At 59.5% G+C, this 22,909-nt stretch carries 24 protein-coding genes and 2 pseudogenes; 16 read left to right on the top strand and 10 right to left on the bottom strand.

Annotated elements, in window-relative coordinates:
• Nucleotides 1–30: 30 nt before the first annotated feature.
• The 5 genes from lptB to V6943_RS00460 are packed head-to-tail and all read right to left on the bottom strand — an operon-like array spanning nt 31 to nt 3,368.
• A complete protein-coding gene (gene lptB, locus V6943_RS00480; protein WP_340552284.1) occupies nt 31–756 on the bottom strand; it encodes an LPS export ABC transporter ATP-binding protein in 726 nt (241 codons plus the stop codon).
• Complete coding sequence (gene lptA, locus V6943_RS00475) at nt 756–1,304, bottom strand: lipopolysaccharide transport periplasmic protein LptA (RefSeq protein WP_131649906.1); 549 nt, start codon at nt 1,302–1,304, stop codon at nt 756–758. The genes lptB and lptA overlap by 1 nt, the downstream gene beginning before the upstream one ends.
• A complete protein-coding gene (gene lptC / locus V6943_RS00470) occupies nt 1,291–1,863 on the bottom strand; it encodes an LPS export ABC transporter periplasmic protein LptC (RefSeq protein ID WP_340552283.1) in 573 nt (190 codons plus the stop codon). The genes lptA and lptC overlap by 14 nt, the downstream gene beginning before the upstream one ends.
• Nucleotides 1,864–1,871: 8 nt before the next feature.
• Nucleotides 1,872–2,393 (bottom strand): KdsC family phosphatase, encoded by a 522-nt coding sequence (locus V6943_RS00465; RefSeq protein WP_181100090.1) that lies wholly within the window; start codon nt 2,391–2,393, stop codon nt 1,872–1,874.
• Complete coding sequence (locus V6943_RS00460) at nt 2,394–3,368, bottom strand: KpsF/GutQ family sugar-phosphate isomerase (RefSeq protein WP_340552282.1); 975 nt, start codon at nt 3,366–3,368, stop codon at nt 2,394–2,396.
• A 260-nt stretch (nt 3,369–3,628) separates the two neighbouring features.
• On the opposite strand from V6943_RS00460, the gene V6943_RS00455 reads away from it, so the two are divergent.
• The 11 genes from V6943_RS00455 (at nt 3,629) to hisC (ending at nt 12,198) form a co-directional block, all read left to right on the top strand.
• Nucleotides 3,629–4,444, top strand: a complete 816-nt coding sequence (locus V6943_RS00455; RefSeq protein WP_340552281.1) for an ABC transporter ATP-binding protein — start codon at nt 3,629–3,631, stop codon at nt 4,442–4,444.
• Nucleotides 4,437–5,234 carry a lipid asymmetry maintenance ABC transporter permease subunit MlaE gene (gene mlaE, locus V6943_RS00450; RefSeq protein ID WP_340552280.1) on the top strand — a complete coding sequence of 266 codons (798 nt, stop codon included), beginning with the start codon at nt 4,437–4,439 and terminating at the stop codon, nt 5,232–5,234. Before V6943_RS00455 ends, mlaE begins: the two co-directional genes overlap by 8 nt.
• Complete coding sequence (gene mlaD, locus V6943_RS00445) at nt 5,234–5,692, top strand: outer membrane lipid asymmetry maintenance protein MlaD (RefSeq protein WP_131649912.1); 459 nt, start codon at nt 5,234–5,236, stop codon at nt 5,690–5,692. Before mlaE ends, mlaD begins: the two co-directional genes overlap by 1 nt.
• An 11-nt stretch (nt 5,693–5,703) precedes the next feature.
• Entirely contained in the window at nt 5,704–6,354 is a 651-nt protein-coding gene (locus tag V6943_RS00440) for an MlaC/ttg2D family ABC transporter substrate-binding protein (RefSeq protein WP_131649913.1), read from the top strand.
• The gene (locus V6943_RS00435) at nt 6,347–6,673 is read left to right on the top strand and encodes an STAS domain-containing protein (RefSeq protein WP_340552279.1); all 327 of its coding nucleotides are present in this window, start codon (nt 6,347–6,349) and stop codon (nt 6,671–6,673) included. The genes V6943_RS00440 and V6943_RS00435 overlap by 8 nt, the downstream gene beginning before the upstream one ends.
• Entirely contained in the window at nt 6,673–7,155 is a 483-nt protein-coding gene (locus V6943_RS00430; RefSeq protein ID WP_340552278.1) for a phosphate-starvation-inducible protein PsiE, read from the top strand. The genes V6943_RS00435 and V6943_RS00430 overlap by 1 nt, the downstream gene beginning before the upstream one ends.
• A gap of 98 nt (nt 7,156–7,253) precedes the next feature.
• A complete protein-coding gene (locus tag V6943_RS00425) occupies nt 7,254–7,493 on the top strand; it encodes a BolA family protein (RefSeq protein ID WP_131649916.1) in 240 nt (79 codons plus the stop codon).
• 97 nt (nt 7,494–7,590) lie between these two features.
• Complete coding sequence (gene murA, locus V6943_RS00420; RefSeq protein WP_340552277.1) at nt 7,591–8,856, top strand: UDP-N-acetylglucosamine 1-carboxyvinyltransferase; 1,266 nt, start codon at nt 7,591–7,593, stop codon at nt 8,854–8,856.
• A gap of 119 nt (nt 8,857–8,975) precedes the next feature.
• Nucleotides 8,976–9,605: an ATP phosphoribosyltransferase gene (hisG, locus tag V6943_RS00415; RefSeq protein ID WP_340552276.1), complete on the top strand. Its 630-nt coding sequence runs from the start codon at nt 8,976–8,978 to the stop codon at nt 9,603–9,605.
• A gap of 132 nt (nt 9,606–9,737) precedes the next feature.
• Nucleotides 9,738–11,048: a histidinol dehydrogenase gene (hisD, locus tag V6943_RS00410; protein ID WP_340552275.1), complete on the top strand. Its 1,311-nt coding sequence runs from the start codon at nt 9,738–9,740 to the stop codon at nt 11,046–11,048.
• 106 nt (nt 11,049–11,154) lie between these two features.
• Entirely contained in the window at nt 11,155–12,198 is a 1,044-nt protein-coding gene (gene hisC / locus V6943_RS00405) for a histidinol-phosphate transaminase (RefSeq protein ID WP_340552274.1), read from the top strand.
• 112 nt (nt 12,199–12,310) lie between these two features.
• Here the strand turns inward: hisC and algW are convergent, their stop codons facing one another.
• Entirely contained in the window at nt 12,311–13,468 is a 1,158-nt protein-coding gene (gene algW, locus V6943_RS00400; RefSeq protein WP_131649921.1) for a Do family serine endopeptidase AlgW, read from the bottom strand.
• A gap of 215 nt (nt 13,469–13,683) precedes the next feature.
• Between algW and V6943_RS00395 the strand changes: the two genes are divergently transcribed.
• The 3 genes from V6943_RS00395 to cysN all read left to right on the top strand — a co-directional run bounded on the left by V6943_RS00395 (nt 13,684) and on the right by cysN (nt 17,587).
• On the top strand, nt 13,684–14,442 hold the full coding sequence (locus V6943_RS00395) for a Nif3-like dinuclear metal center hexameric protein (RefSeq protein WP_340552273.1): 759 nt from the start codon (nt 13,684–13,686) through the stop codon (nt 14,440–14,442).
• Nucleotides 14,443–14,758: 316 nt separating this feature from the next.
• A complete protein-coding gene (cysD, locus tag V6943_RS00390; protein WP_131649923.1) occupies nt 14,759–15,676 on the top strand; it encodes a sulfate adenylyltransferase subunit CysD in 918 nt (305 codons plus the stop codon).
• A gap of 12 nt (nt 15,677–15,688) precedes the next feature.
• Nucleotides 15,689–17,587: a sulfate adenylyltransferase subunit CysN gene (gene cysN, locus V6943_RS00385; protein ID WP_340552272.1), complete on the top strand. Its 1,899-nt coding sequence runs from the start codon at nt 15,689–15,691 to the stop codon at nt 17,585–17,587.
• 125 nt (nt 17,588–17,712) lie between these two features.
• On the opposite strand, the gene V6943_RS00380 is transcribed toward cysN, so the two are convergent.
• The 4 genes and pseudogenes from V6943_RS00380 to V6943_RS20295 all read right to left on the bottom strand — a co-directional run.
• Complete coding sequence (locus V6943_RS00380; RefSeq protein WP_340552271.1) at nt 17,713–18,153, bottom strand: YtoQ family protein; 441 nt, start codon at nt 18,151–18,153, stop codon at nt 17,713–17,715.
• Nucleotides 18,154–18,272: 119 nt separating this feature from the next.
• Nucleotides 18,273–18,822, bottom strand: a pseudogene (locus V6943_RS00375) (REP-associated tyrosine transposase).
• A gap of 409 nt (nt 18,823–19,231) precedes the next feature.
• Nucleotides 19,232–19,531, bottom strand: coding sequence for a pilin (locus tag V6943_RS20300; protein WP_445324115.1), 300 nt, complete (start codon nt 19,529–19,531; stop codon nt 19,232–19,234).
• Between the two features lie 17 nt (nt 19,532–19,548).
• Nucleotides 19,549–19,663: pseudogene (locus tag V6943_RS20295) on the bottom strand (prepilin-type N-terminal cleavage/methylation domain-containing protein); the annotation flags it as partial.
• Nucleotides 19,664–19,983: 320 nt separating this feature from the next.
• Here V6943_RS20295 and pilB point away from each other — a divergent pair.
• Nucleotides 19,984–21,687: a type IV-A pilus assembly ATPase PilB gene (gene pilB / locus V6943_RS00365; protein WP_340552269.1), complete on the top strand. Its 1,704-nt coding sequence runs from the start codon at nt 19,984–19,986 to the stop codon at nt 21,685–21,687.
• Between the two features lies 1 nt (nt 21,688).
• Nucleotides 21,689–22,906 (top strand): type II secretion system F family protein, encoded by a 1,218-nt coding sequence (locus V6943_RS00360; RefSeq protein ID WP_340552268.1) that lies wholly within the window; start codon nt 21,689–21,691, stop codon nt 22,904–22,906.
• Nucleotides 22,907–22,909: the final 3 nt, after the last annotated feature.

Below are 22,909 nucleotides of genomic sequence, written 5' to 3'. Positions count from 1 at the left end.
GGGTGGCCGTCTCGACGGAAAAAAATGACATCAGAGGCGGAATTCGTGCCCGAGGTAAACTTCCTTGACCAGCTGATTGGCCAGGATCGTCTCGGCGTCACCTTCGGCAATCAGTTGGCCATCGTTGACGATGTAGGCGGTTTCGCAGATGTCCAGTGTCTCGCGTACGTTGTGGTCGGTGATGAGTACGCCGATGCCTTTGGCCTTGAGATGGTGAATGATCTGTTTGATGTCGCCGACCGAAATAGGGTCGACGCCCGCAAAGGGCTCGTCTAGAAGAATGAACTTGGGCGCGGTGGCCAGGGCGCGAGCAATTTCGACGCGTCGCCGCTCGCCACCCGAGAGGCTCATGCCGAGGCTGTCGCGAATATGGTGGATATGAAATTCCTGTAGCAGGCCTTCCAGTGCTTGCTGGCGCCCGTTGCGATCCAGGTCCTTGCGCGTCTCCAGGATCGCCATGATGTTGTCGGTTACCGACAGTTTGCGGAAGATAGACGCTTCCTGCGGCAAGTAGCCGATGCCTGCGCGCGCGCGACCATGCATGGGCAGATGCGTGACGTCCTGTTCGTCGATCAGCACGCGGCCCTGATCGGCCTTCACCAGCCCGACGATCATATAGAAACAAGTGGTCTTCCCGGCGCCGTTCGGCCCCAGCAGACCAACGATCTGTCCGCTTCCGATGGACAGACTTACATCACGCACGACTTGGCGGCTTTTGTAACTCTTCGCCAGGTGCTGGGCCTTGAGAATCGCCATTACTCGGTCTGCTCCGCTGCCGGCTGATCTTTACTGCGCGGCTGAATCACCATGTCCACGCGCGGGCGCGGCGTGGTGACATCGGTATCGGTCGCACGGCCGGCATTGACGATCTGCCGCTGGGTGTCATAGACGATTTTTTCGCCTTCGAAGGTATTGCCTTCCTGAACGACTTTCGCCTGATCGATCAGGACGATGCGCTCGTTGGCTGCGAAATACTGGATGGTCAGGCCGTAAGCCTTGACGATCTCCTTGTCCACTGCGGGCTTCTGCTCGTAGTAGGCGGGTTTGCCGATGGAGGTGAACACTTCTACATCGCCGTTTTCGTCCTGGGTGATCGTCACCGTATCGCCAGTGATCTTCATGGTGCCCTGGGTGATCACCACATCGCCGCGATATACGGCTACGCCCTGTCGATCATCAAGTTCCGCGGTATCCGCCTGGACGCGGATCGGCTGGTTGCGGTCTTCTGGAAGCGCATGTGCAGTCGTGCCAAGCAGAAAGATGCTCAAGCCTATCAGGAGGGGGAGGGTCTTAACGCAGCTCATGCTGGCCTCTTACATTGGATAGCAGGAGCATCCTGCCTTCATTCAGATACGCTTTCATGCCCGTGGCGGTCGTCACGCCGTTCGCGGCGACGATTCTAACGGGTTGGCGGGTCTCGGCATAATCCTTCTCGGGAAGCACCGTCATCCGGCTGGTGGTGACTATCGTCGGACGTCCCTCGGCGTCGTTGCGTTCGATCCTGACGTTATCGATCAGCTCGACTTCCTCGCCCAGCGGCCCCACTTCTCCACGCTCGCTGGTAACATGCCACGGCTGTTCGGAGCTCCGGTAGGAGCGTAAATCTGGGCGAGTCAACAGGCTGACATCGCTGGCCTTGATGTGCTCGACCTTCTCGGAGAGCAGCACGTAGTTGCGCTTGCCATCCGGTTGATACTGCACGGTTCGCGAGTTAATGACGTAAAAGTCGATCGGCGATGTCTCGCCCTGTGTCACCGGAGCTTCCTGCATGAAGCTTTCGGGGCGAATGTTCCAGTAGCCGACAGCGATCAGTAACAGTGCGATCAGCAGCAGGACGGCAGGGAAGCGGATTCTGCTCAGCATTGGAACCTCTAGAGATAAGCGGCCTGGGCGGCTTCGAGGCTGCCCTGGGCGCGCATGATCAGTTCGCAGAACTCGCGCGCAGCGCCTTCGCCGCCGCGGGCGCTGGTCACACCATGGGCATGATCGCGGACGAAGGCATCGGCGCTTGCGACGGCCATTCCCAGGCCGACCCTGCGGATCACCGGCAGATCCGGCAAGTCATCGCCCAGATAGGCCACTTCAGCGTAGTCGAGTCCGAGTTCGGCGAGCAGTTCATCGAGGACCACCAGTTTGTCCTCGCGTCCTTGGTAGAGATGCTGGATGCCGAGGTTCTGTGCGCGACGCTCGACCACTGGCGTCTTGCGACCGCTGATGATCGCCGTACGTACGCCGGAGTTGATCAGCATCTTGATGCCATGACCGTCGAGCGTGTTAAACGTCTTGAATTCGCTGCCGTCGACGAGAAAGTACAGCTTACCGTCCGTGAGTACACCGTCGACATCGAAAATGGCCAGGCGAATGTCGCGGGCGCGCCGCAGTAGGTCGTTCACTTACATCACTCCCGCACGCAGCAGATCATGCATGTTCAGCGCGCCGACCGGTCGGTCATTGTCATCGACCACCACCAGCGCGTTGATCTTATTGTCTTCCATGATTTTCAGAGCTTCGGCGGCGAGCATGTCGGCGCTGGCGGTCTTGCCGTGGATGGTCATGACCTGATCGATGCTGGCCTGACGCACGTCGACGCCTTTGTCCAGCGTACGGCGCAGGTCGCCGTCAGTGAATATGCCGGCCAGACCGCCATCGGTCTCCACCACCGCCGTCATGCCGAGCCCTTTCTGAGTCATTTCCAGCAATGCTTCGCGTAATGGTGTGCCGCGCTTGACCTGGGGCAGACGATCGCCTGCGTGCATGACGTGTTCGACCTTGAGCAGCAGGCGTCTGCCGAGTGCACCGCCCGGGTGCGAGAAGGCGAAATCCTCGGCGGTGAACCCGCGCGCTTCGAGCAAGGCGATCGCCAGGGCGTCACCGAGTACCAGGCTGACAGTGGTCGACGAAGTCGGCGCGAGATTTAGCGGGCAAGCTTCGATGGCTACGCTCGCGTCGAGGTTGACCGCCGCCGCCTTGGCGAGCACCGACTCGGGATTGCCAGTCATGCTGATTAAGGTGATGCCGAGACGTTTGATCAGTGGCAGCAATGTCACGATCTCGTTAGTGCTGCCGGAGTTGGACAGGGCCAGAACGACGTCGTCGCGGGTAATCATGCCCATGTCGCCATGGCTGGCTTCGGCCGGGTGAACGAAGAACGCAGTGGTTCCGGTGCTGGCGAGCGTGGCAGCGATCTTGTTGCCGATGTGTCCGGACTTGCCCATACCGACCACGACGACGCGGCCTTTGCATTGCAGGATGAGCTCGCATGCCTTGACGAACTGTTCATCGATGCGGGCCTTGAGTTGCTCGACCGCTTCAATTTCCATGCGAATGGTCCGCTGGGCAGTCTCGATCAGCTGGCTGCTCTGACTCATGTCTGTTTCATCGCCTGAATGAAAACGCGGGATTATAGCGGCAAACCCATCGCGGCTCACCGAAAAGCTTTCAAGCGGATCGTCGCGTCTGAAGCTGAACTCAAGCTGAACGAATGTGCGCTCGCTAATGCGCCGATACAGACGCTGGCTTGGGAGGCTCCCGGCGCGGTGCTATAGTTCGCGCCGCCAAAACGGCTCTGCGAAGTATCTCCGAAACATCGGAGGGCGTCAGATTCGCAGACCGTATCCGAGGAGATCCGATGAGCGCCGCCAACGCTAACGCCGTCGAGCTGAAGGGGGTCACCTTCATGCGCGGCGAGCGGAGCATTTTCAATAATGTCGATATCGTCATACCGCGAGGCAAGGTGACGGCCATCATGGGGCCGTCCGGCTGCGGTAAGACCACGCTGCTGCGCCTGATCGCCGCCCAGCTCAAACCGACCAGCGGCGAAGTCTGGGTGGCCGGGACCAACCTGCCCACGCTGTCGCGTCGCGAACTGTTCGACATGCGCAAGCAGATGGGCGTGCTGTTCCAAAGCGGTGCACTGTTCACCGATCTCGATGTCTTCGAAAACGTCGCCTTCCCGCTGCGGGTGCATACCAAACTGCCGGAAGAGATGATTCGCGACATCGTTCTGATGAAGCTGCAGGCGGTGGGTTTGCGTGGTGCGGTGGAGCTGATGCCCGATGAGTTGTCCGGCGGTATGAAGCGTCGCGTGGCGTTGGCGCGGGCGATCGCGCTCGATCCGCAGATCCTCATGTACGACGAACCTTTCGCCGGCCAGGACCCGATTGCCATGGGCGTGCTGGTGCAGCTGATTCGTCTGCTCAACGATGCACTGGGCATTACCAGTATCGTGGTTTCCCATGACCTGGCCGAAACCTCCAGTATTGCCGATTACATTTATGTGGTCGGCGATGGGCAGGTGCTGGGGCAGGGCACGCCGGCCGAGCTGCGCGAATCCACGAACCCGCGTATCCAGCAATTCATGCGAGGCGCGGCGGATGGTCCAGTGCCTTTCCATTTTCCGGCGACGGCCTATGCCGAGGACTTGTTGCGAGGCTCCGATGCGTAAGCGTTCCCTGATCGAGCGAATCCGGCTTTTCGGTGAGGCCGGATTGAATGTGGTTGCCGCGCAGGGGCGCGCCACGCTGTTCCTGTTCCACGCATTGTTCGGTCCCAGCGGGCTGGGCAACCGTTTCTCTTTGCTGGTCCGGCAGCTCTATTCGGTTGGCGTATTGTCACTGGCGATCGTGGTGGTTTCCGGCATCTTCATCGGCATGGTGCTGGCGCTGCAGGGCTACAGCATTCTTAGCAATTACGGTTCCGAGCAGGCGGTGGGGCAGATGGTCGCCCTGACACTGCTGCGTGAGCTGGGGCCGGTGGTCACCGCGCTGCTGTTCGCTGGCCGTGCCGGGTCTGCGTTGGCTGCCGAGATCGGCAACATGAAATCCACCGAGCAGCTGTCCAGCCTGGAAATGATCGGTGTCGATCCGCTGAAATACATCGTCGCGCCACGGTTGTGGGCCGGCTTCATTTCCCTGCCGTTGCTGACCGTCATTTTCAACGTGGTCGGTATCTGGGGTGGTGCGATGGTTGCCGTGGACTGGCTCGGCGTCTACGAAGGCTCGTTCTGGGCCAATATGCAGAACAGTGTTGTCTTCACTTCGGATGTGCTCAACGGCGTTATCAAGAGCATGGTGTTCGCTGTCGTGGTGACCTGGATTGCGGTGTTCCAGGGCTATGACTGCGAGCCCACCTCCGAAGGTATCAGTCGTGCCACCACCCGAACGGTGGTTTACGCCTCGCTGGCCGTGCTCGGCCTCGACTTTATTCTGACCGCGTTGATGTTTGGAGATTTTTGATGCGTATCCGCACCCTGGAAATTGGTGTTGGCCTGTTCCTCTTGGCGGGCGTCCTGGCCCTGATGCTGCTGTCGCTACGGGTCAGCGGGCTGAGCGTCGATAGCGCTGACACGTATCGGCTGTACGCCTATTTCGACAATATTGCCGGTCTGAGTGTCAGATCCAAGGTAACCATGGCCGGCGTGACGATTGGCAAGGTGACGGCGATCGACCTGGATCGCGAGAGCTATACCGGGCGTGTCACGCTGGAGGTTCAGCAGGACGTCGATATCCTGCCGATCGATTCCACCGCGTCGATTCTGACCGCCGGCCTGCTGGGCGAAAAATACATTGGCATCAGCGTCGGCGGCGAAGAGGAAACACTGGGTGACGGCGATACGATTCGCGACACCCAGTCGTCCTTGGTACTGGAAGATTTGATCGGCAAATTTTTGCTCAATTCGGTCAATAAAGAGTGAGGAACATCCCCATGATGAATGCCCTGCGTCGCAGTTTGCTGGTATTGCTGACCGCCCTGCCCATGCTGGCTCTGGCGGCCCCGAGCGCTCACGAAGTGATTCAGAAGACCACCGACGAGCTGCTCGCCGACCTCAAGGCCAATAAGGATCAGTACCGGCAGGACCCGAACGCCTTCTACGAGTCGCTCAACGACATCCTCGGTCCGGTGGTCGATGCCGAGGGGATTTCGCGCAGCATCATGACCGTGAAGTATTCGCGCAGCGCCAGCCCGGAGCAGATGACCCGCTTCCAGGAAAACTTCAAGCGCAGTCTCATGCAGTTTTATGGCAACGCTTTGCTGGAATACAACAATCAGCAGATTCGAGTGCTGCCGGCCAGTGGCAAGCAGGATGCCGAGCGTACCAGCGTTGGTATGGAAGTAACCGGTCGCCAGGGTGAGATATATCCGGTGTCGTACACCATGGTCAATCAGGGAGGCGAATGGCGGGTGCGCAACGTGATCATCAACGGCATCAATATCGGCAAACTGTTCCGTGACCAGTTCGCCGACACCATGCAAAAAAATGGTGGTGATCTGGACAAGACCATCGCTGGCTGGGGCGAAGTTGTCGCACGCGCCAAGGACACCGAGGCTGGCCAGCAGGCGACAGGCGATGAGTGAGGGGCGTGTCGAAAGCGGCGCCAGCGGCGAGTTGCGGCTTTCCGGCGTGCTCGATTACCAATCCGGGCCGGCCTTGCGCCGGACCGGTCAGGCCTTGATCCGTGGTGTTAAAGGGCAGCCGCTGCTGATCGATTGCTCGTCAGTGGAAAAATCCAGCAGCGTCGGGCTGTCGCTGCTGCTGGCCTATACCCGGGACGCAATCTCGTTAGGACGCGAAGTGACCATCGCCGGCATGCCCGGCGACATGCGTGAAATCGCCAGGGTGTCCGGCCTGCTGGACGTCCTTTCGCTAGCGGACGAAGTGCGAGGAACGGTTTGATGACGCTACGCTGGGCAGAAACGGCGCGCGGCAAGGTGCATGCCGTCGCCGAGTCGCTGGGTAATCTACTGGTCGAGACATTTCATTACCTGGCGCTGTTCGGCATCGGTGCGGTTACCGCCTGGGCCGGGTTGGTGGCCTTTCTGGGCATGATCGAAAAGGGCAGCATCAGTGTCGATGACATCCTGTTGCTGTTCATCTACCTTGAGCTCGGCGCGATGGTTGGTATCTACTTCAAAACCAATCACATGCCGGTGCGCTTCCTTATCTATGTGGCAATCACCGCCCTGACTCGCTTGCTGATCTCGGACGTTTCGCATCATCACCGTCCGGACATGGGGGTTGTCTATATTTCCGGAGCCATTCTGCTGCTGGCGGTGGCGATTCTCGTCGTACGCTTTGCATCTTCTCGATTCCCAGCAGTAGAGGCGGGCCACCATCACCGGCATCCGCGTAGCAGCGAGGCAGAAACGCTCGAGTAGCGAGGCTGCTTCAGCTCGAAGGGCTTCGGGGTTCGCAGTCTTCGGGCTTTTTTGTATGATGGCCGGCCGCGCGCGTCCGGCGCCGATAGAGGTTGAACATGCAGGCCCTAGAAGTTAAGAATTTTCTGGAAGAGAAGCTTCCGGACGCACAGGTGGAAGTCGAAGGCGAAGGCTGCAATTTCCAGCTCAACGTGATCAGCGACGAGTTGGCCGGATTGAGTCCGGTCAAGCGCCAGCAGCAGATTTATGCGCAGCTGAACCCGTGGATAGCCGACGGCAGCATTCATGCCGTCACGATGAAATTCTTCAGCCGTGCCGACTGGCTGGCGCGTAGCTGATCACCGGTCACGACAGACATATTCGAGCCGCGCGCTGCACTGACTGGGCGCGGCCCCTCTTCGCAAGCGCTTCGAGCATGCGGGTTACAGGAATATCATGGATAAATTGATCATTACTGGCGGTGCCCGCCTCGATGGCGAGATTCGCATCTCCGGTGCCAAAAACTCGGCCCTGCCAATCCTGGCGGCCACCTTGCTTGCCGATACTCCGGTAACCGTCTGCAACCTGCCGCACCTACACGACATCACGACCATGATCGAGCTGTTCGGTCGCATGGGCGTGCAACCGGTCATCGACGAAAAGCTCAGCGTCGAAGTCGACGCCAGCAGCATCCAGACGCTGGTCGCGCCTTACGAGCTGGTGAAGACGATGCGTGCATCGATCCTGGTCCTCGGACCCATGGTTGCGCGTTTCGGCGAAGCGGAAGTTGCCCTCCCAGGCGGTTGCGCCATCGGCTCGCGCCCAGTGGATCTGCACATTCGCGGCCTGGAAGCGATGGGCGCGCAGATCGACGTCGAAGGTGGCTACATCAAGGCGCGGGCGCCAGCTGGCGGTCTACGCGGCGCGCACTTCTTCTTCGATATCGTCAGCGTGACCGGCACTGAGAACATCATGATGGCCGCGGCGCTGGCCAACGGCCGCAGCGTGCTGGAAAACGCCGCGCGCGAGCCGGAAGTGGTCGATCTAGCGAACTTCCTCAATGCCATGGGCGCGCAGATTTCCGGCGCCGGCACCGACACCATCGTCATCGACGGCGTCAAACGTCTGGGTGGCGGTCGTTACAGCGTGATGCCGGACCGCATCGAGACGGGCACTTATCTGGTCGCCGCTGCGGCAACCGGCGGTCGCGTGAAGCTCAAGGACACCGACGCCACCCTCCTCGAGGCGGTATTGCACAAGCTCGAAGAAGCCGGTGCCTATATCGATACCGGTAGCAACTGGATCGAGCTGGACATGAAGGGCAATCGGCCGAAAGCGGTGAACATCCGTACTGCGCCGTATCCTGCATTCCCCACCGATATGCAGGCGCAGTTCATTGCGCTGAACGCCGTTGCCGAAGGCACTGGTACGGTGATCGAGACGGTGTTCGAGAACCGCTTCATGCATGTATACGAAATGAACCGCATGGGCTCGCAGATTCTCGTCGAGGGCAACACTGCCATCGTGACCGGCGTGCCGAAGCTCAAGGGCGCGCCCGTCATGGCGACCGATCTGCGGGCCTCGGCGAGTCTGGTGATCGCCGGCCTAGTGGCCGGAGGCGACACGCTGATCGATCGCATCTACCACATCGATCGTGGTTATGAATGCATCGAAGAGAAGCTGCAATTGCTGGGCGCCAAGATTCGCCGCGTACCGGGCTAGCTATCGGCAATGGGTCGAAGCCGTCACTCTCGGAGTCGGTGGCTTTGGCTGAGACTGGCGCTCGCTCGCCGCTGCCTGCGCCAAGGTCGCCATTAACAGGCTTCAAGGAATAACCGTCCATGCTCACCATTGCCCTTTCCAAAGGCCGCATTCTCGACGACACGCTGCCGCTGCTGGCGGCGGCAGGTATCGTGCCCACCGAGAATCCAGATAAAAGCCGCAAGCTGATTATCCCGACCACGCAGGATGACGTGCGTCTGCTGATCGTGCGCGCCACGGACGTGCCGACCTACGTCGAGCATGGCGCGGCGGATCTTGGCGTGGCTGGCAAGGACGTGCTGTTGGAGTATGGTGGCCAGGGGTTGTACGAGCCGCTGGATTTGAGAATCGCCAACTGCAAGCTGATGACGGCCGGCAAGGTCGGTGCGCCGGAGCCCAAAGGGCGGCTGCGCGTTGCGACCAAGTTCGTCAATGTCGCCAAACGCTACTACGCCGAGCAGGGCCGTCAGGTCGACATCATCAAGCTCTATGGCTCGATGGAGCTGGCGCCGCTGGTGGGATTGGCGGACAAGATCATCGACGTGGTCGACACCGGTAATACGCTGCGTGCCAACGGACTGGAGCCGCAAGAGCTGATCGCCATGATTAGCTCGCGCCTAGTGGTCAATAAGGCCTCGATGAAGATGCAGCATGCGCGTATCCAGACGCTGATCGATGCGTTGCAGAACGCGATCGAACAGCAGAACTGATCTTCCGCCGGGCTGCTACAGCCGGCTCGCCTCTTCGTGTCATCGCCTTAAATTCTCAGGTGCCCGCACGGTTGGCTTGTTAATCTACGGGCGCCTGCAAACCGCTTCGCCGCACTCCTTATGAGGCCCGTTATGACCGCTCCCATCGACATCCGCCGACTCAACGCTGCCGATCCCGAGTTTTCGCGACACCTGGATCATCTGCTGAGCTGGGAAAGCGTGTCCGATGACGGCGTTAACCAGCGCGTGCTGGAGATCATTAAGGCGGTGCGCGAGCGCGGCGATGCGGCACTGGTCGAGTTGACGCAGCGTTTCGATGGATTGGAAGTGGCCTCGATGGCAGATCTGATCCTGCCGCGTGAGCGTCTCGAGTTGGCGCTCGAACGCATCAGCCCGGCGCAGCGTCATGCACTGGAATCAGCCGCTGAGCGGGTTCGTCGCTATCACGAAAAGCAGAAACAGGACTCCTGGACCTACACCGAAGTCGACGGCACGGTGCTGGGTCAGAAGGTCACGCCGCTCGATCGTGCTGGGCTTTACGTGCCAGGCGGCAAGGCGTCTTACCCCTCGTCGGTGCTGATGAACGCCATTCCGGCGAAGGTTGCCGGTGTGCCGGAAGTCGTCATGGTCGTGCCCACACCGCGCGGTGAAATCAACGAACTTGTGCTGGCTGCGGCCTGCATCGCCGGTGTCGACCGCGTGTTCACCATCGGTGGCGCCCAGGCGGTCGCCGCGCTGGCCTACGGTACCGAGAGCGTACCGCCGGTGGACAAGATCGTCGGCCCCGGCAACATCTACGTCGCCACGGCCAAGCGCCACGTCTTCGGCAAGGTCGGAATCGACATGATCGCCGGACCCTCCGAAATTCTGGTGGTATGCGACGGCCAGACCGATCCCGACTGGATCGCCATGGACCTGTTCTCCCAGGCCGAGCACGACGAAGATGCCCAGTCTATTCTGGTCAGCCCGGATGCAGCATTCCTCGACAAGGTTGCCGAGAGCATTGCCCGGCTGCTGCCGACTCTGGAGCGTAGCGAGATCGCCCATGCATCATTGCAGGGCCGTGGTGCGCTGATTCGGGTCGCCGACATGCAACAGGCCATCGAGGTGGCCAACCGCATTGCGCCGGAACACTTGGAGTTGTCGGTGGAAAATCCCGAGCAGTATCTGGAGCAGATCCGCCACGCCGGCGCGATCTTCATGGGCAGATACACGGCCGAAGCGCTGGGCGACTACTGTGCCGGCCCCAACCACGTATTGCCGACCTCCGGCACCGCGCGCTTCTCATCGCCGCTGGGTGTTTACGATTTCCAGAAACGCTCGTCGATCATCAATTGCTCGGCGGAAGGTGCGTCTGAGCTCGGCAAGATCGCCTCAGTGCTGGCTCGCGGCGAGTCGCTGACCGCGCATGCGCGTAGCGCGGAGTACCGGATAAAGCAGTAAAACCGATAAAAGCGCTGGAGGTTGTAGTTGGGACGAGGCATTTGATGCCTTTCGTCCAGCCTTCGGCCTTCAGTCTTCAGCGATTTTTTGAAAGGAGAGAAGGGCTGTGAGCAAATTCTGGAGCCCCTTCGTCAAAACCCTGGTGCCCTACGTACCGGGTGAGCAGCCGAAGCTGAGCAAGCTGGTCAAACTCAATACCAACGAAAATCCCTACGGCCCGTCGCCCAAGGCTATTGCTGCGATGCAGGCGGAAATCGGCGACAGCCTGCGCCTGTATCCCGATCCGAACGGCGAGCGCCTCAAGCAGGCGGTGGCTGACTATTACGGTGTGCAGCCGGGCCAAGTCTTCGTCGGCAATGGTTCGGACGAGGTGCTGGCGCACGCCTTTCACGGCTTGTTCCAGCACGGCAAGCCGCTGCTGTTCCCCGATGTGACCTACAGCTTCTATCCAGTCTATTGCGGGCTCTATGGAATCGACTACGAAACCATCGCGCTGAACGCGCAGTTCCAGCTCGACGTGGCTGACTACAATCGGCCGAACGGCGGCATTATCTTCCCCAATCCCAACGCGCCCACCGGGTGCCTGCTGGCGCTGGAAGCGATCGAGCGGTTGTTGCAGGCAAACCCCGATTCGGTGGTCCTGGTGGATGAGGCCTATATCGATTTCGGCGGCACATCGGCCATTGCGCTGGTGGATCGCTATCCGAACCTGCTGGTCACTCAGACCCTGTCGAAGTCCCGTTCACTGGCGGGACTGCGCGTTGGTCTGGCTGTCGGGCATCCGGATCTGATCGAGGCACTGGAGCGCATCAAGAACAGCTTCAATTCCTATCCGCTGGACCGCATCGCCATCGCCGGGGCGGCGGCCGCGTTCGAAGATCGCGATTATTTCGAGCAAACCTGTCAGCAGGTGATCGCCAGTCGCGAAGCGGTGGTGACCTCGATGCAGGCGCTGGGCTTCGAGGTGTTGCCGTCGGCGGCGAACTTCATTTTTGCCCGTCATCCGCAACGCGACGCTGCCGAGCTCGCCGCAGGGCTTCGGGAGCAGGGCGTCATCGTGCGGCATTTCAAGCATCCGCGAATCGACCAGTACTTGCGGATCACCATCGGCACGCCGGAGCAGAATCAGGCGCTGTTACAGGCGCTATAGGAGCGGCTACAAGCTCAAGCCACAAGCTTCGAGTAAGCAAAAGCATCGTTGTCGTTTTCAGCGTCGGCCCGCATGCTGATTCGCTTGCAGCTTGCAGCTTGCAGCTTGCAGCTTACTGCGGACTCTTCTCTACCGGAGGCCGCATGCCGACCTCGGCGGTAAGTGTCAGCGGTTTCCCGTTGCGTAGTATATCGATATCGATCTCATCGCCCGGCCGCACGCGCGCGACCTGGTTCATCGAGGTGCGTCCGTCACTGGACTGCTGTCCATCGATGCTTAGGATCAGATCACCTGGCCGCAGACCGGCGCGTTCAGCCGGTCCATCCCGATAGACGCCGGCAACCACGATTCCCGGCCGACCTGCCTGGCCGAAGGATTCCGCCAGTTCCTGGGTCAGCGATTGCACCTCCACGCCGAGCCAGCCGCGAATCACCTGGCCGTGTTCCACGATGGATTTCATTACTTCCATGGCGAGCTTCACTGGAATCGCGAACCCGATGCCTTGCGAGCCGCCGGATTCAGAGATGATCGCCGTGTTTATGCCAATCAGATGTCCGGCGGTGTCGACCAGCGCGCCGCCGGAGTTTCCACGGTTGATCGCCGCGTCGGTCTGAATGAAATCTTCATAGGTATTGAGACCGAGCTGGTTGCGCCCGGTGGCGCTGATGATGCCCATGGTCACGGTCTGGCCGACGCCGAACGGGTTGCCGATCGCCAGTGTCACGTCGCCAATGCGGATGCTGTCCGAACGGCCGATGGTGATCGCGGGTAGCTCCGCCAGATCGATCTTCAGCACCGCAAGATCGGTTTCCGGGTCGCTGCCAATGACCCGCGCGAGCGTTTCCCGGCCATCGCGCAAGGCCACCACGATCTGCTCGGCATTGGCGGTGACGTGGTTGTTGGTCAGCAGATAGCCTTCGGGGCTCATGATTACCGCGGAGCCCAGGCTTGATTCCATGCGGCGCTGGCGCGGCAGGTTGTCACCGAAGAATCGCTGAAACAGAGGATCGTCCTTGATCATCGGCGGCTGGCTGGAGCGGTCGATCACCTTGGTGGTGTAGAGGTTGGCCACAGCTGGCGCCGCGCCGCTGACCGCATTGGCATAGGAATAGGGGCCTTGTTGCGGTATCCCCACCAGCGGTGCCTGACGCAGGGTGTATTCCGGCTCGGTACTCAGGCCTACCAGATGCGGATAACGCTGAATGATTAGCAGGGCCACCAGCAGGCCTACCAGCAACGGCCAGCCAAGAAAACGCAGGGCATTGATCATCGCGATTCGAAATCCGGACAGGTTGCGGAGGGCGATTGCGCCCCTTAAGGTGGCGGCATTATACGAAGCTGGCTGCGAATTGCAGCCTTGCCGATGGCGATTCTGTGCCGGGCCGGTGAGGTGGTTTCAGCCATGTCGTTTCAATCCGTCCATCGCGCAGCTTTCAGCCTCCGCGGCGGCCGCGAGATACCCGTATTTGCCAAGAGGATGTATGCATGGCCGTTGAGCTGAGCACGCTGGTCGAAGAAGCCGATCGCTACCTGACCACCTCCAAGATATCTGACTATTGCCCCAACGGCTTACAGGTAGAAGGACGGCGGCAGGTGACCCGCATCGTTAGCGGTGTGACTGCCAGCCAGGCACTGCTCGATGCCGCAGTCGAAGCGCAGGCCGACGTGGTGTTGGTCCATCACGGCTATTTCTGGAAGAACGAAGACCCGCGCGTCGTAGGCATCAAGCAGCGGCGGTTGAAGACGCTGCTCAGCAACGACATCAGCCTGCTTGCCTATCACCTGCCGCTCGACGTGCATCCGGAAGTGGGCAACAACGTGCAGTTGGCACGGCTGCTCGGCCTCACCGTTGAAGGGCCTCTGGAACCCGACAATCCCCGCTCGGTTGGCCTTGTCGGCTCGCTCGATGTACCGCTCGCGCCTGCTGATTTCATGCGACGGGTGACGGCCGCGCTAGGACGTGAGCCGCTGATGGTCGAAGGTCCGCGGCCGATCAGACGCATCGCTTGGTGCACGGGCGGCGCCCAGGGCTATATCGATCAGGCCGTGGCCGCGGGTGTTGACGCGTATCTAACCGGGGAGGTTTCGGAGCCCACGGTGCATATCGCGCGTGAAAATGGCTTGAGCTTCTTCGCCGCCGGACACCATGCCACCGAGCGTTACGGCGTTCAGGCGCTCGGTGACTATCTGGCGAAGCGGTTTGCCGTCGAGCATCGGTTCATCGATTGCCCCAATCCGGCCTAGGTCGCCTAGAGGCGCTGCCTTGGTGCGCAAAGCGCACCCTACGACAAGCGAACACCGTCTATGGCAAATGATTTGGACGTAGGATGCGCTCTGCGCACCGGCGGCGCTGTAGAAGCAGACGTCTTTGTTTCTGGGCCATGAGCTTGGCCTCGCAGCTGAAAGACCCCGCTGAGCCGCCATCGTTTGCCCAATGACCGAGGCATAAATTTAGTCAATTTCGTTCTAAGCAGCGGCCTGATTAGAAGTTTGCGCCGTGTTAGAGTTGCGCCCTCGCTCCGGCCCGCCGGCCGTCCATCTGCCAAATTCGTGAGTAGCCATGGTCGACAAACTGACGCATCTGAAACAGCTGGAGGCGGAAAGCATCCACATCATTCGTGAAGTGGCCGCCGAATTCGATAACCCGGTGATGCTCTATTCCATCGGCAAAGATTCCGCCGTAATGCTGCATCTGGCACGCAAGGCGTTCTTTCCCGGTCGTCTGCCGTTCCCGGTGATGCACGTCGACACGCGCTGGAAGTTCCAGGAGATGTACCGCTTCCGCGAGCAAATGGTCACGGAAATGGACCTGGACCTGATCACCCACGTCAATCCGGATGGTGTCGCTCAGAACATCAACCCGTTTACCCACGGTAGCGCCAAGCACACCGACATCATGAAGACCGAGGGTCTCAAACAGGCGCTGGACAAGCATGGCTTCGACGCTGCTTTTGGTGGGGCGCGTCGTGATGAAGAGAAGTCCCGTGCCAAGGAGCGCGTGTATTCCTTCCGCGACAGCAAGCACCGCTGGGACCCGAAGAACCAGCGTCCCGAGCTGTGGAACGTCTACAACGGCAACGTCAAGAAGGGCGAATCCATCCGCGTCTTCCCGCTGTCGAACTGGACCGAGCTGGACATCTGGCAATACATCTATCTGGAACAGATTCCGATCGTGCCGCTGTATTTCGCCGCCGAGCGCGAAGTCATCGAGAAGAACGGCACCCTGATCATGATCGACGACGAGCGCATCCTCGAGCACCTCACTGACGAGGAAAAGGCGCGGATCGAAAAACGGATGGTCCGCTTCCGTACCCTCGGCTGCTACCCGCTGACCGGCGCAGTGGAATCCACGGCCTCGACCCTGCCCGAAATCATCCAGGAAATGCTCCTGACCCGCACGTCCGAACGTCAGGGTCGGGTCATCGACCACGACGGCGCCGGGTCGATGGAAGAAAAGAAACGTCAGGGCTACTTCTAAGGATTCCGCACCATGTCTCATCAGTCTGATTTGATCAGCGAGGACATCCTCGCGTACCTGGCCCAGCACGAGCGCAAGGAGCTGTTGCGCTTTCTCACTTGCGGCAACGTCGACGATGGCAAGAGCACCCTGATTGGGCGCCTGCTGCATGACTCGAAGATGATCTATGAAGATCACCTCGAAGCGATCACCCGTGACTCGAAAAAGTCCGGCACCACCGGCGATGACGTGGATCTAGCACTGCTGGTCGACGGCCTGCAGGCGGAGCGCGAGCAGGGCATCACGATCGATGTCGCCTACCGCTACTTCTCTACTGCCAAGCGCAAGTTCATCATCGCCGACACGCCCGGTCATGAGCAGTACACCCGCAACATGGCCACCGGGGCCTCGACCTGTGATCTGGCGATCATCCTCGTCGATGCCCGCTACGGCGTGCAGACCCAGACCAAGCGCCACAGCTTCATCACCTCGCTGTTGGGCATCAAGCACATCGTCGTCGCAGTTAATAAGATGGACCTGATGGACTTCGACCAGTCCGTTTTCGAGCGCATCAAGGCGGATTATCTAAACTTTGCCGAGCGTATCGATCTGCAACCGACTTCGCTGCACTTCGTGCCCATGTCGGCGCTCAAGGGCGACAACGTGGTTAACCGCAGCGAACGCGCGCACTGGTATGAAGGCCAGTCGCTGATGGAGATTCTCGAAAGCGTCGAAATCGCCGGCGACCGCAATTTCGATGACCTGCGCTTCCCGGTTCAGTATGTCAATCGTCCCAACCTCAACTTCCGCGGCTTCGCCGGCACCCTCGCCAGCGGCATCGTGCGCAAGGGCGATGAGATCACGGTGCTGCCGTCCGGCAAGCGCAGCAAGGTCAAATCCATCGTCACCTTCGATGGCGAGCTGGAACAGGCCACGCCGGGCGAGGCGATCACCCTGACGCTGGAAGATGAAATCGACGTGTCCCGTGGCGACATGCTGGTTCACGCCGACAACCAGCCACGCATCGCCGACGGCTTCGAGGCCATGCTCGTATGGATGGGCGAAGAGCCGATGCTGCCGGGCAAGAAATACGACATCAAGCGCGCCACCAGCTATGTGCCGGGCTCGATTGCTAGCATCACCCATAGCGTCGACGTCAATACTCTGGAGCATGGTGCGGCGAGCAGCCTGCAGCTGAACGAAATCGGTCGCGTCAAGATCAGTCTGGACGCGCCGATCGCCCTGGATGGCTACGCGCAGAACCGCACGACTGGTGCATTCATCATTATCGATAGGCTCACCAACGGCACCGTTGGTGCCGGCATGATCATCGCTGACCCGCTTGCTCATGGTTCTACTGGGCATCACGGTGCGCTGGCTCATGTGTCCACCGAAGAGCGCGCAGCGCGCTTCGGTCAGCAGCCGGCCACCGTGTTGTTCACTGGCCTTTCGGGCGCGGGCAAGAGCACGCTGGCCTACGCCGTGGAGCGCAAGCTGTTCGACATGGGGCGTGCTGTTTACGTACTGGATGGTCAGAACCTGCGCCACGATCTGAACAAAGGCCTGCCGCAGGACCGTGCCGGTCGTACCGAGAACTGGCGCCGCGCCGCCCATGTGGCGCGCCAATTCAACGAGGCGGGTCTGCTGACCCTTGCGGCCTTCGTCGCGCCGGATGCCGAAGGCCGCGAACAGGCCAAGGCGTTGGTAGGTGCTGATCGCCTGCTCACGGTTTATGTCCAAGCTTCGCCGCTGACCTGTCAGCAACGCGATCCACGAGGCTTGTATGCTGCTGGTGATGACAACATTCCCGGCGAGTCCTTCCCCTACGATGTGCCCGGCAATGCCGATCTGGTAATCGACACCGAGTCGCTGACGGTGGAGGAGGGTGCCAAGCAGGTTATTGATATGTTGCGTCAGCGTGGTGCCATCTAAGAAGTCGCGATAACAAAACGCCCTGCAGATGCAGGGCGTCTTTGTTTATAGCGGTTGCTTTGCTTGTGTAGGAGGCGCGCCCTCGCGGCGAATGCAGGCTATCGGCCTGCCGATATCGCTAGCTATCAGTCGCGAACCACGTACTTAAGAATCTCCACCACCTGCTCGGTGGTCGTAGCCCAAGCCATGGCGGCTGCGTCGACTTCCTTCAACGGATGCACAATGTCGTCGCCGTGCAATGTGACATAGGGCTTACCCAGGGCTGCGCAGTAACCGGCATCGAATGCCGCGTTCCATTGCTTGTACTTGTCGCCGAAGCGCACCACCACGAGGTCGGCTTGTTGGATCAGTGTCTTGATACGGATCGCGTTTACCTTGGACGACTTATGGTCGCGCCAGAACCCGTTGGGCTCAGCGCCCAGGCAATCGCCGGCGGCATCGCTGGCCTCGTGATCCGTTACGGCGGAAGTGAACACCACATCCAGCTCGGCAGCTTTGGCGCCGCGCTCGATTTCATCGCGCCAGTCGGTATGAATTTCGCCGGACAAATAAACGGTAAAGCTCATGTTTTCTCCTGAACGTCAGTATCGCTTGCGATAGCCTCGCAGATAAAAGATGGGCCGATGCTAGCCCAGCAGCATGTGTAAGGGCCAGAAGTTGGTCGATGGGGCTGGCGTAGGTTGGATTAGCCGAAGGCGTAATCCGACTCGGATCCGGGCACCGAAAGCGCCGCGTCGCCGGCCCAGTCGGCAGGGTACAGACCGGCACGAACGTCGCGGTGAAAGCTCGAATAGGGCCAATCCCCAACGCGCCGAACCAGGCCATGCTTGAGTGGGTTTACATACACGTAATCCATATGCCGCCGGAAATCGGCTTCGTTACGGATGAGGTGTGTCCCAATAACGATGCTGCCAGATACCCCTCTCGCCCCGATGCAGGCGTACAGCCGAACGGTATTCTTTAAGGGGCAAGGCGCGGCTGAAGAACGTTTTGGTCAAGCGCCAACGCAGCGAATAGTCCGCCTCGCCCGGCGGTAGTGTCCAGACGCAATGCATATGCTCGGGTAACACTACCCAGGCATTGATAGTAAAGGGGTGGAGTTGATGCACACGTCGGACGGCAGCCCGTAGAACATCGATGTGCCGCACCAGCAAATCATTGCCGCGCCGCTCAAGAAGATTCACCGTAAAAAACCAGCTCGCCCCTGGAACGAGGGCGCGACGATAGTTAGGCATCCTTGCCTCTCCGACGTATTCATGAGCCAAAAGTGTAAGTCGGATCAGTCGTCGGAGGTGTGGCCTAGTCGCGGTAGACGACGGAAGCGCCTTTGGCGATTCCATCTTACGGAAGCCGATCCGCCGTACCGAAAATGTTCAGCCAACGTAGGTTGGATTAGCCGCAGGCGTAATCCGACGTTTGGGTGGGTGGGCACGGTTGCGGTGTTGGGGCGATGGATGCAGCCGGTTCGCGGCAAACGATGGAAGCGCCTTCGGCGATTCCATCATACGAAAGCCGATCCGCCGTACCGGGGTGTCGGTGCATAACCGCAAAAACAAAACCCCGCCGGTGGGCAGGGTTTTGTGTGTGGCCAGTCAGGCGATGTGTAACCGCACGGGTTTTCACCGCCCTACATGACTACAAGGCTTAGCGGCAGCCAGACGGGATATGAGATGCGTTGGTTAGGCCTGCGCAAACCCAACCTTGGATCTGGTTAGTGGTTGCATCTACAGTTGGAGTAATTGTCATGGTCTGTGTATCCAGAGTTCCGTCTGAGAACGCTACCGAGATGACACCGTTTGCTCCAACAGTAGCGCCACCAGCTGCGAAATAGTTACCGGCAAGGGCTTGAGCATCCGTATCTGCTTGTGAACCGGCGCCCGGTACGGCTCCGTCGACCGCTAGTTGACTGGCTATTTCAGCGCGTACACCTGCGGTAGCGGACAGGCCCTCTGTGGCTTGGGCGCGTGCTGTGTAGTCCTGATAGGCTGGTAAAGCAATTGCAGCCAAAATACCAATGATCGCCACAACGATCATCAATTCAATCAGAGTAAAACCCTTCTGCATCTGAGCTTTCATTTGAATCTCCTTAATAGTGTTAAGGCTGTGAGCCTGCCAGAGACAAAGCAGTTGCCGTGCCAGCTCTCGTTCGCCTTGCGCACCGAAGACGACAATGTGAAGTGGCTCAACTAATGCCGCCGCCGCAGAACGTTTCAGGCGCACCGTTGGCCACCGGCGAGTCTCGGTGCGCGGTCCGGGCAAGCATTTTTCCGTCCGTCGCGGATATTGGCGGACTCTTTGCTGGCGATATGTGACCAAGAACGTCACCTGCCGCCGCCCTTGTTTGCAGCCACCTGCATCTACGCTATAAGGCGGGCAGTAATCGAATTGAGGCCGCCATGAGCGAAAACATTTCCCTTTCCGGGTTGGCACGGCAGATGGTCGTGGCCGGTGTGCTGGACGAAAAAACAGCCCAGCAGGCGCAGGTCCAAGCCATTCGCAGCAAAACTCCCTTTGTTACTTATGTGGTGCAGAACAAGCTGGCCAAAGGCCGCGCCATAGCCGAGCTTGCCTCCGATCAGTTCGGGGTCGCGCTGCTGGACTTGTCTGCGCTGGATAAAGAGTCGCTACCCAAAGACCTGATCAGCGAGAAGCTGGCGCGTCAACATCGCGTCCTGCCGCTTTCCAAGCGTGGTACCAAGCTCTACGTCGCCATTTCCGACCCAGCCAATCATCAGTCGATTTCCGATATCCAGTTCAGCACCGGCTTGACCATCGAGTCGATCCTGGTTGAGGACGACAAGCTGGGCGAGGTCATCGACAAGCTGTACGAGAGTGGTACGACCGGGCTGGAAGACCTCGGCGACGTCGATCTGGATGGCGTCGATGTCGAGACCGTCAATGATGAGGGTAAGACTGAAGAGGGCGGCGAGGCCGCCGACGACGCCCCGGTAGTCCGCTTCGTCAATAAGATGCTGCTCGATGCGATACGTGGTGGGTCATCCGACCTGCACTTCGAGCCCTACGAAAAAGCCTACCGCGTGCGGCTTCGCACGGACGGCATCTTGCATGAGGTCGCCCGCCCACCGATCCAGTTGGCCCCGCGCATATCTGCGCGCCTGAAGGTCATGGCCGGGCTGGACATCTCCGAGCGACGCAAGCCGCAGGACGGGCGAATCAAGATGAAGCTGTCCAAAAGCAAGGCCATAGACTTCCGAGTCAATACTCTGCCCACCTTGTGGGGCGAAAAGATCGTGATGCGAATTCTGGACCCCACCAGTGCGCAGATGGGCATCGATGCGCTGGGCTATGAGGAGGATCAGAAAGCGCTGTATATGCAGGCGCTGCAACAGCCGCAGGGCATGATTCTGGTTACCGGGCCTACCGGGTCGGGCAAAACGGTCTCTCTTTATACCGGCCTGAATATCCTCAATACGGTGGATGTGAATATTTCTACGGCGGAAGATCCGGTAGAAATCAACCTCGAAGGCATCAATCAGGTCAACGTCAACCCGCGTCAGGGCATGGACTTTTCTCAGGCGCTGCGGGCGTTTCTGCGTCAGGACCCGGACGTGATCATGGTGGGTGAGATTCGTGACTTGGAAACCGCCGAGATTGCGATCAAGGCGGCGCAGACCGGCCATATGGTGATGTCGACTCTGCACACCAACAGTGCTGCGGAAACCCTGACGCGCCTACGCAATATGGGTGTGGCCGCGTTCAATATTGCTACCTCGGTGAACCTCATCATTGCCCAGCGGCTGGCACGCAAGCTCTGCAGCAGCTGCAAGAAAGAAGTCGAGTTACCCCGCGATGCCCTACTGGAGGAGGGTTTCCCGGCCGATAAGATCGGTACCTTCAAAATCTATGGCCCGGTCGGCTGCGATAATTGCAAGGGCGGGTACAAAGGCCGTGTCGGTATTTATGAAGTGGTTAAAAACACGCCGTCGCTGGCCAGGATTATCATGGAGGACGGTAATTCCATCGATATTTCCACCCAGATGCGTAAAGACGGCTTTAACGATCTGCGTACTTCGGCTTTGGTAAAAGCCATGCAGGGCGTGACCAGCCTGGAAGAAGTCAACCGGGTGACCAAGGACTAACATGGCGCAGAAAGCGGTAAAAACCAGTGTCTTCACCTGGGAAGGTACTAACAGGCAGGGCGCAAAGATAAAAGGCGAGCTGAGCGGCGTCAGCCCTGCGTTGGTCAAGGCGCAACTGCGCAAGCAGGGCGTCAACCCGCAAAAGGTTCGCAAGAAGTCGGTGTCGTTGTTCAGCGCCGGCAAAAAAATCAAGCCGATGGATATCGCCCTGTTCACCCGGCAGATGGCGACCATGATGAAAGCCGGCGTGCCGCTGCTACAGTCGTTCGACATCATCGGTGAGGGGTTCGATAACCCAAACATGCGCAAATTGGTGGACGACCTGAAACAGGAAGTCGCGGCGGGTAACAGCTTCGCTACAGCGCTGCGCAAGAAGCCTCAGTACTTCGATGATCTTTATTGCAACCTGGTCGACTCGGGCGAACAGTCTGGCTCGCTGGAGACGCTGCTGGACCGCGTCGCGACCTATAAGGAAAAGACCGAAGCGCTCAAAGCCAAAATCAAGAAGGCGATGAATTACCCTATCGCGGTTGTTCTGGTGGCGATTATCGTATCGGCGATTCTGTTGATTAAAGTGGTCCCACAGTTCCAGGATGTGTTTGCCAACTTCGGCGCCGAACTGCCGGCTTTCACTTTGTTTGTCATTGGTATTTCGGAAGCGTTGCAAGCTTGGTGGCATCTGGTATTGCTCGCTCTGTTCGGTGCTGCTTATGCCTTTAAAACGGCTCACGGCAAATCCGAGCGGTTTCGCAACTGGTTCGATCGAGTGCTGCTCAAGGTGCCGGTCGTAGGCGACATTCTTTATAAATCCGCCGTGGCGCGGTTCGCTCGAACGCTTTCGACCACCTTTGCCGCCGGTGTGCCGCTTGTGGATGCGCTGGACTCGGTGGCGGGCGCTACCGGTAACGTGGTGTTCCGCAACGCTACGATGAAGGTGAAGAGCGACGTTTCCAGCGGTATGCAGCTGAACTTCTCCATGCGAACCACTGGCACTTTTCCCAGTATGGCCATTCAGATGACGGCCATTGGCGAAGAATCCGGCTCGCTGGATGAAATGCTCGCCAAAGTGGCGACCTTCTATGAAGACGAAGTCGACAATATGGTCGACGGCCTGACCGCCTTGATGGAGCCGATGATCATGGCCGTACTGGGTGTTCTGGTTGGTGGCTTGATCATTGCCATGTATCTGCCGATCTTCCAGCTGGGCGCCGTGGTTTGAATA

It is taken from the genome of Pseudomonas sp. CBC3 (assembly GCF_037967085.1).
Taxonomy (GTDB): Bacteria; Pseudomonadota; Gammaproteobacteria; order Pseudomonadales; family Pseudomonadaceae; genus Stutzerimonas.
Note: the sequence above shows the minus strand (reverse complement) of the source record. Positions and strands in the feature narration are given on the sequence as shown.